The following is a 12,406-nucleotide window of genomic DNA, read 5'->3' on the forward strand; positions in this document are numbered from 1 at the left end:
GTTAATCTGAGAAGTCGGGGATCTCTGTCCTACATAAATTCAGATCCCCGACTTCTATTGTTAATGATTGGTTTTTTGAAGAGGTTGATCTGAGAAGTCGGGGATCTTTATAACTTATCACCTATCTATAGGTATTCACAATATCTTCCCCAATTTGTTTAATTTTATCCACTAATATCTGTGGTTTAACTACCTTTACTCCTGCTTTAAAACCCAAAATCCAACGCAATAATTCTATATCCTCTAAACACCATTTAGGTAAAATGACTTGAAAGCGATTAGGAAAGTTTTTATCTCCTGTGGTTTTAAGAGAAAATATTGATTTTGGTAAGTTTGAATTTCTCCCTGTTTTTGGTAATGACATTTTCATTTGTGGTGCAGGAAACCGTTTAGTTCCTTCAGCGACAAAGCGAAACATGGCATCATTAAACCACAATTCAATGGTAATACAAATCTCAGAACGTTGTTTTTTATCTCCTGCTAGAAATTGTTTTTGATCTTCTGGTTTATATCCTAAAAAAATTCCGCCACTGACTTGAGATAGTTTTTGTAATTTGCCTAATGCTTGTTCTTGTTCCGGTTGGGAACGGGTTGTTATTTGGGGGTTTCCTATAAATAATCTATCTAATCTTTCAAATCTGAGTAAACCGGAATCTTTACCGCTAACCAGTTCATAACCTAAGTACCAAGCAGAGTTAGAAAAAACGATTTGCAGGGGAAATGCTAAAAAGAATCCTTCTTGATCCTGTGCAAATTTACCACCACCGGGAAAGCGATTTAATTCTAATATTTTTCCGGTGATGATTGCTTCTTCGATTTGTTGAATATTTCTGGTTAAAGATTCTGGTGGTAAATATTCTGAATCTATCATACTCCGATTAGCGATCGCTCGCACCGGATAAACTTCACTCACTCCTAATTTACTTTTTTCCATGCGGGTAGCGAACTTTTCATAAATCTCCAAAGCGATGGGATCATCAAGACTTTTCGCTTGAGATTGTAACACCTGAAAAACTTGGGTTAGTTCCAACTTTGATAAAATCGCAGTTCCCGCAAAATAACCATCACGCATAGGAAAATCCGGTAAAATTTTATAGGGTTTGAGGACTTTTTCAATATCTTTACGTACAGAATCTAAAACATTACCATCAATCATTTTTTGTTTTACCATTATAGATACTAAAGTTGCTAAAATGCCTTTACCACTATTAGCTAAAAATGGATGATGTAATATCAATCTGATGGTATGTATTAATCTTTGGAAAGCTGGTAAATCGGAATAGGGATGAGTGACCAAACCATGGCAAGAATCACCCATATAATCACCGCCATTAATGGGAATGTCAGCAGATGCAGCAATGGTATTTACACCAATTACAGAATTTTCTTTTAACCATAATAAATCCGCCGTAATTGCTTTTTCATCAGCATATATTTTACCATGTAATTGAGTCATTAAAGCTGTAATTTCTGCTAAGGAAGTTTGAAAGGTGGGAACATTACCAAAAATTTTTATTAATAAATGAGGGTGAGTAGCTTGTAAATTACCTATTCCTGGATAGCGAATAATTAAAGATATTAAATACATCAATCGTTCAAAATCCAGTAATTTACTATAACTATGTAGGGTAATATAACGATTGCGATTAGTACGATTAACTAGAGTTCTATTAAGTTGGTGAATGTGATCTTCAATCTGGTAAAAATCAAATTTTTCACAAGTAACATCAACATTTTTAACAATAGCAAATCCTTCCGCCGCCACGGGAGGAAAATCTATCAAAGATTCATACATCCTATCAATTACCACATCTGGAACTTGACGAGTGCGTTGTTTATTCCATTGTTTGCAGGTTTCTAGAGGTGTTTGTAAATACCAACCCATCCACAGTATAGGGGAAGTCATAGCCAAATTTAGCTTTTCTAATAACTCTAATCTCCATACACGCCTGGTGTTAGTAGCATCATAAATTACATTAACACCTTGAGTAACGGCATCTACTACCGCAGAGATCACCTGTGTTTCTATTTCTATCCACTCACCTTGAATAGTCGCATCACCATAGAGTTGCTGACGAATAGTATCACTGGAAATAACGCGATAATTGCCTAATTTGGCCAAATTAGCCGCAAAAGTGGATTTTCCGCTACCAGGGACACCGATGAGGAAATGACAGATATGAGGAGTAGACATAGTTTTTCATACTTAATATAAGTTGTCTTATATCTTTTAGCCTTCATTAGAGTGAATGTCTAGTATTTTCAAGCGAATAAGGAATTTTTTACCATTTCTCCCCCAGTAAATTTCCTCATTCGCATGAGTAGCAGTTTACAACCGATTTTTTACCGCTAAGATAAAAACACAACATAAATCCGTGAATCTTCACAGATTGCAAAAAACAGCCAAATTTGTTGATATATCTTCAGATATGTCAACACAAGCTTAAACTTACTAGCCAAAACTTAGCAATTTGTGACAAAACCTGTTGAGTTTTCTAACTAATTTTTACAAACTATCTTTTTTTCAACACAGTATAAGTTTTAGCGTGTATGTTGAAAACTAAGCATCACAAGGAGATACAGAACCCGTGACTAAATATACTGCTATCACCTTCGCACCTGTCCAAGGGTTTATAGAAAAATCCCGTAAACTTCGAGACTTGTATGGTGCATCTCTGATACTTTCCTATTTGAGTCAACAGATAGTTAGTTATGTACGAAGTCCAGATAATAATTTAGTGTTAATTTCTCCCGCGCTTCCTAGCGTCCAAAAAGGAATGCCAAACCGCATTTTAATTAAGGGAGAAATGACAGAAGATAAAGCTAAAGAAATCATCCTTTCAGTATGGAAAGAGATGTTAAGAGTTTGTCAAGAATGGATAGAGAGAAATATACCCGATAATTACCATTGGGAAAGAGAATGGAGTTTATGGGGTTGTCACACTTGGGAGATATTTCAAGGAAGTGGATGTTCTATTAAAGATGCAATGGAGGATTTAGAAACTAAAAAGTTATCCCGTGATTGGACTGCGGTAAATTGGATTGGTGAAAGTTCTAGTTTAACGGGGACTGATGGGATTGCTTTTCCTGGTATGGGTGCAAAATCCCGTAATCCTAAAACTTTGAATTATGGATTAGAAGATAAGCAAATCAAGGATTTTTATACAAAAATAGCGCGAAAATTAGATAATTGTCCACCTGACAAAGAACCAGAAGGTAAATTTATTGCACCTAATGAAAAATTGAGTATTCCTGAGTTGGTAAAACGGTTAATTACCTTACCAGAAATAGCGAATTTAATTAGTAGAGATAAACCCAAGGATCAACAACTAGAAAGACTCAAAGAAGGTTTTCAAGAAATTGACCGCAAGCCAGAACCTAGTAAAGATATTCCCGGACAATGGACAGGATGGTTTATGGGAGATGGTGACAAAGTTGGAGACCATTTAAAGAAGTTAGCGGAAAAAGAAAATGGTGATGATGAAATTCATCAATTTAGTGATGCAATTAGGAATTGGGGTAAAGATTTTGGTAAAGACTTTCCTGATGATTTAGGAAGAATTGTTTACGCTGGTGGTGATGATTTTCTGGGAATTATTTATAGTAAAGATTCTAAAAAACCTGTTTCATCATTTACAGCTTATGAATGGTTAAAGACTTTAAAAAATAAATGGGAGGAACATAAACAGGAAATTAATGTAAGTGTGGGTTTTGTGTGGGTTGCGGGTAGTGTACCTCAGCGAGATGTTTTACAACATTGTCGAGAAGCGGAAAAGGTAGCGAAATCTTTAGGGAGAGATAGAGTTACTATTCGGGTGGTTTTTAATAGTGGTCAATATGTCCAGTGGACTTGTCCTTGGGATTATTTGGATATTTTCACCAAATATAAAGATAGGGATAAACAATCAAATTGGAGTCACATTTATCAAGACTTAGCACATTTAGAATCTCGTCGAGTATTTGATATTGAAAATGCCAATGAAGCATATATTGTTAAACAAACAGCATTGGAGTTTTTTGATCTTTACTTTACCGGAGAAGGTAAGAAATTAATCAATGATAAAAGAGACAAATTAGGACAACATCTATCAGGTTTTAGTGATGATAGCGATGAAATTGATCGCTCAAAAGCCATTGTTGATTGGATTACAGATTTAGTTAAAGTAGGTTGGTATTTATGTTCAAATATCTAATTAGTATTAACCCTTTAGGGTTGATGTATGGAAGTGCTGGGGCGTTTTTATCACCAGAAAATTTAGTTGGTCGTTCCGGTGCTAAATTTCCCCCTGATGCTGCTACCTTAGCGGGTTTAATGTTTAGGATTAACAAGGTTAATGAAAAATTAACTCAAGTAGAATTGAGAGATAATCTTTATGTTGCCGGTCCATTTTGGGCAAAATTAAATAACAAACAAAACTTTTTTGTTCCCATTCCCTGGCATAAAATTATCGCTAAAAAAGGTTTTGGAGAATGGAAAATAGAAAACGATGAATGGAAGTTAGAAAAGAACATAGAAAAACCTGAACCTGATTATCGTTGGCAAACTATAATATCTTGGGAAACAGCTACACAAAACTTGAATAGCCCTGATAAAATTGCTGATAATCCTTGGAAATTTGTTTCCTTTCTTCATCCCAAAATTCAACAATTAGAACGGTGTGTAGTCAAATCAGATGGACTATTTTTAGAGAACTCTGTACAACTTTCTGATGATGTTTGTTTAGTTTATTTATCCACCTATCCTATTGATGATGGTTGGTATAAATTTGGAGGAGAAAATCACATTGTAGAAATATCTTGTAACGAACTTAATCCCAAAATTATCAAAATTTTAAACCAACCCATTGGTAAAAGTTTTGCATTAATAACACCGGGAGTATGGGGTTCAAATCGTATTTCTAAAAGGTGTCCAGAAAATGCCTTTTCCCCTAACCCTGACAATATCAAAATGTTGACAGATAAACCCGTTCCCTATCGTTTCCGTTCCCAAGGAACATTAGGAAGAGGACGTTACGCTGTTCCTGCGGGTAGTGTTTACGTCCTCGACGAACCCATTAATAAATCTTGGTGGGAATGGGATGAAAAATGGTTTCCCGATGAAGGTTACAGTCTGAAAAAAGTCGGTTGTGGTTTGTGTTTACCAGTAGAAATTGAAGGAGTCAACTAAAATGTACACTAAAGCTTATGGAATTATTGAAACTTTAGCACCTCTCCATGTTGGTGCAACCGCAGGGGAAGAAAGCGGAAATTTAAACCTGATTTTCCGTGATCAATTTACCCAAACAGGGATCATTCCTGGTAGTTCAATTCGTGGTCGGTTACGTTCAGAAATGCGTAATGATCAAGGAGAAAATGAAGCAAGTTATTGGTATGGTAACGGTGCTGATGATGACAAAAATAACGAATCTATTGTTAAATTTGAATATGCTTCTATTATTTGGATTCCCGTTTTTTGTCCTGGTCAACCTATAGTATGGGTAACTTGTCCCCGGTTATTAAAACGTTATCAAAGAATAGCTGGTGATACTATTGCTAAAGTAGATGGAAAAGATACACCTCTCAAAGAAATCAAAATTCCTGATGTTTATACAGGTTCAACTAATATCAAAACTAAACCAGGAGTAGGAAATACAAGAACTATTTTCTTTAACTTAGGTTTCTTAGAAGTTCAAAGAACCAAAGATTTATCACCTTGGTTTCCTGATCTCAAACAAAAACCAGCAGTGATAGTTGATGATGGTGATATTGGGATGATTCATGATATGGCATTATATCGCCAAAGTCGTGTCCGGTTAAAATCAGATCAAAAAGTAGTTGAAGGTGGTGGTTTTTTCAACACTGAAGCATTACCAGAAGGAACTATTTTAGTATTTCCTGTGGCACTGAGAAAAGATAAATCTGATCAAGCTAATAATAAAAAATGGCAACCTTTTGAAACTGGAAACACCGCCGATATTTATTTAGGTGGTTTAGAATCTATCGGTTTAGGTCATTGTGAATTAACTGTTAAAGGAGTGTAAAAAATGAGTTGGAAATCCTATAATTTAGACCAAAAAGCACAGAAATTAGTCCTCATATACCGGGATAAAAAAGGTGTAATTGGTCAATCTCATAAAATGAGAAGTACCGTAGCTTATGGTTTAGAAAGATTTTGGGGGGAACATTTACGACTGCTTCCTAAAGAACCCGAAAAAGGTAAATATTGGCGTGATACTTGGAAAACTTTTGTCGAAATCATGAAACAAGCAGGAATTAAATTACCTGAAGATCAAGTTGATGGTAATAATACCCGACAAGTACAAGATTATGCAGCGAGATTATGGGAATTAAACATTGAAGATCAACGAATTTGTTTAGCGGTTTTAACTCAATTTTGTGACAGTTTAGTTTGGTGGACTCAACGTTATAAAAAAGCAGGTGATAGCGATGGCGAATAGTAATGAAGTACCCTTAATGTTTCAAGCCCAAATTAGCGGACGGGGACAAATTCAATATATTCAACAACCTCAACAGTCTGAAAGATGGGTTGATGAATGGTTAGAAGCTACCGCTACCAATGCACCTAATTTTAGTGATCATGTAAGAAAAAAAGAATATAAAATTAGTTGGCGGTTACTTTCTAATAGTGGTCAAGATGATGATTTTATCCGTCCTGTAATTGCTGCTAATGGGTTTCCCTATTATCCCGGTGCGAGTATGAAAGGGGCATTTTTAAGACATTGTAACCCACAGCAAGCTATCAGGTATTGTGGATATCAAAATAATAGTGAAACCCAACCGGGAATATTACGTTTTCATGGTGCATTTCCCCAAGATACAGCTTGGAAAGATGAACCTTTAATTGATGTGGTTCACCCTCAACAAGATTGGCAAGTTAAAAATAATGCTGGTCATGCTGCTTTCTTACAAATATCCCTCCATGCACCGACTTTAATTTTCGGTATTTCTAGCACCATCGAATTAGATGATAGTGAATGGGAAACTATTTGGAGTATTTGGGATAAAGCGATAGAAAGGGGTATTGGTTCCCGGGTAAGTGCGGGTTACGGTCAACCCATTAACCACCCGGAAACAAAGTTATTTTCTGCGGGTTTAAAAGGACAAGGTTTAGCATCCACATTAATAGGGGGAATTGAAGAATTTCGCCCCAATATGTTTAAAGCAGGTTTACGGGGTTACACTTTGCGGTTATTTAGTGCGGTGACAGATGAGAAGACAGCAGAAGAATTAACTAAGGAACTATGGGGAGGTTTTGCAGGTGCGAAAGGTGCAATAGTTGGAGATTTAGGTATTGCTTTTCATGCTGAAAATTTAGCCATGGGTGAGTTTAAATATAATAGAAATCAAATGCCCACCTATGACTTGAAGAAAGGGACTTTAACTATTCTCTGTATGAAAAATTCTTCAGAGGAATATAGAAAGCAATTGAGACTTTTAGCTAAAGCAATTTTAAAATTTTCTCTTTTAATAGGTGGCTTTGGTAAATCATCCCGTAGGGTAGATCATAGAATATTTTTCCCTGAATATTTAAACTATGAAGATAAACCTATGATTGGTTGTCAATGGGGATTTACTAAAGACTCAGAACAATATTATTTTCCGGTCAATAATATTAACCACATCAAAAATATTATTGATAGTGTTTATAAAGCTGTTAATAATTGGTTAGTTTTTAAAGGTAAAACACAGAACTATCAAAAAATTGCTTGGCGTGAATGTTTTCATCCTGAAAATGTCCAAGTTTGGGGACGAATAGCGGCAGATGAAGATGATAGTTTAGCGGTACGTTGGTTTCATGGCAATTATAAAGGCAGTCAATCAATTAAAAGTTCTAAATTGACTGGTAAAATGAGTAATATTGGCAGAATTTACCACCGAATGTATCCCAGATATATAAAAACAAATGATGGAGAAATTAAAAAGAAGGGGAAAGAATACGTTGAATTATTAACTATCTTTCCAGATAAAACAGATGAAACTACTAAACAGTTTTTAGCTTTTTTACCTACCAGTGGGTTTGAAAAATTGTGGGGTGTTTAACTAACAAGATACCCTAAGATCCCCGACTTCTTTGTTTAACCTTACCAACTAACCGATAATTAATCATAGAAGTCGGGGATCTCAAACAGATACCCTAAGATCCCGGACTTCTTTGTTTAACCTTATCAACCAACCGATAATTAATTATAGAAGTCGGGGATCTCAAACAGATACCCTAAGATCCCGGACTTCTTTGTTTAACCTTACCAACTAACCGATAATTAATCATAGAAGTCGGGGATCTCAAACAACATTTTGATTAAATAAATTTTGAGGAGTTGAAAAAATGAGTATTTGGATTGTCACAACTGGTAATAGTGATGTTATCATCAAGGATGATCACAATTGGTCTAAATTCCATGATCAAGCACTTGATAAATTAGAATGTTGGGATTTTGGATCTGTTAATAGAATAGATCCTTCAGATAAGACGGCTGGTTATACTATTGCTGCTAGAGTATTAGGGATAGTATACCAAGATCAATTAGATGATCATTTTAATGATTTATCCTTTCCTTTGCTTGATGGTTTTACAGAACATTTAAAATCTAAAAATGATTCAAAAAATTTGATTGTAGATAAGATCCTTGTAATTTTAACTAATCAAAAAAATGTTTTTAAACCAAACGAAATTGAAGATAGTAAATGTCCTTATTGGCAAGATACCTGTACATTAAAACCAATTTTTGAGAAATATTTTACAACCAATTTTCCTAACTTTAAAAAACAAATTGAATATTTAGAACTAACCCCTGATTCTCCAGATGAAGGTTTAGATAACTGGGATAAATGTTTATTATTAGTTAATAGTTTATTCCAGCAAAAGATTACAGATATAATTTCTAAAACAGAAAAGAAAAAAAATGATAAACATAATAAGATTTTTGTGAGTCATCAAGCAGGTACTCCGGCAATTTCTTCTGCAATTCAGTTTTCAAGTTTAGCAAAGTTTGAGAACGAAGTAGAATTTTTAGTAAGTAATCAATATAAAAGGGAAAAGATACTTACTATTTCTAGCTCAAATTACTTAAAAGGTCTGAAATTACAAGAAGCAAAGGAGTTATTAGATAGATATGATTACTTAGGTGTTAATAAAATATTTGCGGAACTTTGTAAAAATAAATCTTTAACTGAAAAAGAACAGAAAATTAAAGATTTATTAGCAATGGCTATTCAATGGAATAATGCTAATTTTGATGATTTTGCAAAAGCAAGAAGCATCACCAATGGAGATGCTAAAAAACGTACTCAAGAATGGTGGTGGACAAGTTATGAAGCTGGTTATTTAGCCGTGATCAGATTCAGACAAGGTAACTATGTAGAGACGTCGTTTCATAGTTTCCGTGCTGTTGAAGGTTTATTAAGATATTTGGATAAAAATAAATATGAATACAAAGGTATTCATGATTTAGTGGAAATAGTTTTACCAAATTGGCAATCTAGTGATGATATCAAAATATTTAAGAATTTTGCATCTAGGGAAAGAAATAATTTATTTCATAATTTGCAAGGATTAGAAGAAAAGGAAGTGTTTAAAGCATGGAATACTTCAGATTATACTACGTGGCAAAATAGAGTTTTAGGTTGCATTAATTTCATCATATCTGAATCTGATCAAAAATTTGCTAAATCTGATCAAAAATTTACTAAGTTACAAGATTCTAGTCTGATGTCATCTGTACATGAAGAATTAAAAACAGCAATTAATAATTATGAATTGCAAGCTCCTAGTTAAATAATCCATCAGATCCCCGACTTCTATGATCAATTATCGGTTAAATAGCAAGATTGTCCTCAGAAGTCCGGGATCTTTTTTTCCCACACACAACCCAGATCCCCGACTTCTATGATCAATTATTGGTTAAATAGCAAGATTGTCCTCAGAAGTCGGGGATCTTTTTTTCCCACACACAACCCAGATCCCCGACTTCTATGATCAATTATTGGTTAAATAGCAAGATTGTCCTCAGAAGTCCGGGATCTTTTTTTCCCACACACAACCCAGATCCCCGACTTCTATGATCAATTACCGGTTAAATAGTAAGATTGTCCTCAGAAGTCCGGGATCTTTTCTTCCCACACACAACCCAGATCCCGGACTTCTATGATCAATTATCGGTTAAATAGCAAGATTGTCCTCAGAAGTCCGGGATCTTTTTTTCCCACTGCGGCCGGGTACGCTAGGAGGTGCAAATGTTGATTCTTTCGTTGACCCGGCCGATCTCTCTCTGGGTAAGGGTTTCAGGTGTTTTGACTGGTCGGTTTTTGCTTCTATATCCTCTGGGTTTGATACCCGGCCGAAAATGGCATCTAGACAGTAGACAGGGTAAGGGTTTATAATAGGGGCTACCGCTTCCTTTATAGGAAGTGGAATTAATGGAAACGAGTATGTAACTTTTCAATTGCACAGGGATCTCCATCCTTACACCGCTTCCTTTATAGGAAGTGGAATTAATGGAAACGATATGCTTTTTATAGCATAATCTTCATCTATTAAACCGCTTCCTTTATAGGAAGTGGAATTAATGGAAACTTGATTGAACTCTTGATGTATTGCTTTGATATTCTTTAAACCGCTTCCTTTATAGGAAGTGGAATTAATGGAAACTCCCTTTACTACTTCAAAAGTTAAGTGTTTTGTTTTATAAATCTTAGACCGCTTCCTTTATAGGAAGTGGAATTAATGGAAACTTAAGTTTAGAGACAATAGAAAATCTGCAAGATCACACCGCTTCCTTTATAGGAAGTGGAATTAATGGAAACTTCTTACAGAAGTTTGATAAGTTTGGGAATATGTACCGCTTCCTTTATAGGAAGTGGAATTAATGGAAACCATTACTAAGAGTTCATTAGAGTAGCCTGATGTGATATACCGCTTCCTTTATAGGAAGTGGAATTAATGGAAACAACCATCTTTAGTGTAGGCAGAACATAGTAAATAGTACCGCTTCCTTTATAGGAAGTGGAATTAATGGAAACTTAAATTTCCTCTAATAGTTGTTGTAGATATGCGATACCGCTTCCTTTATAGGAAGTGGAATTAATGGAAACCTTTGGTTCCTCAGCAGCAGCCTTAGCAATCTGATATTTGTACCGCTTCCTTTATAGGAAGTGGAATTAATGGAAACTATACTTAGGATTGTTAATAGTAGCTAATAAATTCTTACCGCTTCCTTTATAGGAAGTGGAATTAATGGAAACTATACTTGCCCAAAATTCCTTTTCTGCTTTAACTGACCGCTTCCTTTATAGGAAGTGGAATTAATGGAAACAAACATGATATAATACTCCTGTAAGATGCTTTTTTGACCGCTTCCTTTATAGGAAGTGGAATTAATGGAAACTTTAGTACCTGTGCCATTCCCTGCCCAGGAATACCGCTTCCTTTATAGGAAGTGGAATTAATGGAAACATTAACGCTATCTCAAGCGGATGCTTGAGATACCGCTTCCTTTATAAGAAGTGGAATTAATGGAAACGCGCCGTTCCCCGGTTCACCCGGATCGCACACCCCTAACGCCTCCTTTATAGGAGGTGGAATTAATTAATGGAGACTTGCTGCTGTGATTGCAGCAAAATTTTCAGTTGTACTGATCTCTGAAGTATTTTTTAATAAAACTTCATTTTTGTTAACAAACCTACCTAAAACTTATTAAACAAGTTGAATTTTCTGTTTGTTTGTAACAGTTAATTGATATATGTTGTCAAAATCATTCTTTTAGTTAGAAACTAAGAAGACAACAAAGCAATTATTTTTATGAACGCTATTTCTAATCTGGAATTTAAACGGTCAACCTGGCAAACCGCCATCATATTGACCTTAGGTTTTTGGCTGAGTGGGAGTCTAGTTTTAGATTGGGTAATTATGCCTAGTATGTACTTTGCTGGCATGATGAAAGAAGCTAGTTTTGCCACAGCAGGTTATGTGGTTTTTTGGAATTTTAACCGCCTAGAATTATTAGCTGCCGGCGTGGTTTTAACTTCTGTCTTGGCCATTAGTAAAACACAATCTCCTTGGCGTTGGAGTAGTATCATGTTATCTGCACTACTTTTAACAGTAGCAGCCCTAGATACTTATTTCTTAACCCCGCAAATGTGCGCTTTAGGTGCTAATTTCAACTTATTTGCTAGTAACCCAGTTCCAGCGACAATGAACTTATTACATAGCGGTTATTTTCTCTTAGAAATTTTGAAATTAGCAGCAGGAGGTATACTTTTAAATTGGTGTTGGCGGGAAGCGTAAAAATTTCATAGTAGGGGTAATTCATGAATTACCCCTACTTTCGTTCTATTTTGCGTAAGTCCTGGGTTTATTCAGCAAGCCCTAAATATTGATATCTATATTCTCTACATACTTTCTTACCTG

Annotated in this window: 8 protein-coding genes and 1 CRISPR repeat array; of the genes, 7 read left to right on the plus strand and 1 reads right to left on the minus strand. The window is 35.2% G+C overall.

The annotated features are described in order from the left end of the window. Positions 1-121 precede the first annotated feature (121 nt). Positions 122-2,194 (minus strand): WYL domain-containing protein, encoded by a 2,073-nt coding sequence (locus CUN59_RS17140; RefSeq protein ID WP_104388984.1) that lies wholly within the window; start codon positions 2,192-2,194, stop codon positions 122-124. 394 nt (positions 2,195-2,588) lie between these two features. Between CUN59_RS17140 and CUN59_RS17145 the strand changes: the two genes are divergently transcribed. The 7 genes from CUN59_RS17145 (at position 2,589) to CUN59_RS17175 (ending at position 12,283) form a co-directional block, all read left to right on the plus strand. Further along, entirely contained in the window at positions 2,589-4,193 is a 1,605-nt protein-coding gene (locus CUN59_RS17145; protein ID WP_104388985.1) for a Cas10/Cmr2 second palm domain-containing protein, read from the plus strand. Beyond that, the gene (locus CUN59_RS17150; RefSeq protein WP_104388986.1) at positions 4,178-5,167 is read left to right on the plus strand and encodes a CRISPR-associated protein; all 990 of its coding nucleotides are present in this window, start codon (positions 4,178-4,180) and stop codon (positions 5,165-5,167) included. The genes CUN59_RS17145 and CUN59_RS17150 overlap by 16 nt, the downstream gene beginning before the upstream one ends. 1 nt (position 5,168) lies before the next feature. After that, on the plus strand, positions 5,169-6,020 hold the full coding sequence (gene cmr4, locus CUN59_RS17155) for a type III-B CRISPR module RAMP protein Cmr4 (RefSeq protein WP_104388987.1): 852 nt from the start codon (positions 5,169-5,171) through the stop codon (positions 6,018-6,020). Between the two features lie 3 nt (positions 6,021-6,023). Then, positions 6,024-6,437: a hypothetical protein gene (locus tag CUN59_RS17160; protein ID WP_104388988.1), complete on the plus strand. Its 414-nt coding sequence runs from the start codon at positions 6,024-6,026 to the stop codon at positions 6,435-6,437. Further along, the gene (locus CUN59_RS17165; RefSeq protein ID WP_104388989.1) at positions 6,427-8,040 is read left to right on the plus strand and encodes a hypothetical protein; all 1,614 of its coding nucleotides are present in this window, start codon (positions 6,427-6,429) and stop codon (positions 8,038-8,040) included. The genes CUN59_RS17160 and CUN59_RS17165 overlap by 11 nt, the downstream gene beginning before the upstream one ends. Before the next feature lie 286 nt (positions 8,041-8,326). Then, a complete protein-coding gene (locus CUN59_RS17170; RefSeq protein ID WP_104388990.1) occupies positions 8,327-9,775 on the plus strand; it encodes a hypothetical protein in 1,449 nt (482 codons plus the stop codon). Positions 9,776-10,388: 613 nt separating this feature from the next. Continuing rightward, positions 10,389-11,519: a CRISPR direct-repeat array (repeat unit 36 nt; unit sequence ACCGCTTCCTTTATAGGAAGTGGAATTAATGGAAAC). Between the two features lie 278 nt (positions 11,520-11,797). Then, positions 11,798-12,283 carry a DUF4149 domain-containing protein gene (locus tag CUN59_RS17175; RefSeq protein WP_104388991.1) on the plus strand — a complete coding sequence of 162 codons (486 nt, stop codon included), beginning with the start codon at positions 11,798-11,800 and terminating at the stop codon, positions 12,281-12,283. The last annotated feature ends 123 nt before the right edge of the window (positions 12,284-12,406 follow it).

The sequence above is a fragment of the Cuspidothrix issatschenkoi CHARLIE-1 genome, from assembly GCF_002934005.1.
GTDB classification, from domain to species: Bacteria; Cyanobacteriota; Cyanobacteriia; order Cyanobacteriales; family Nostocaceae; genus Cuspidothrix; species Cuspidothrix issatschenkoi.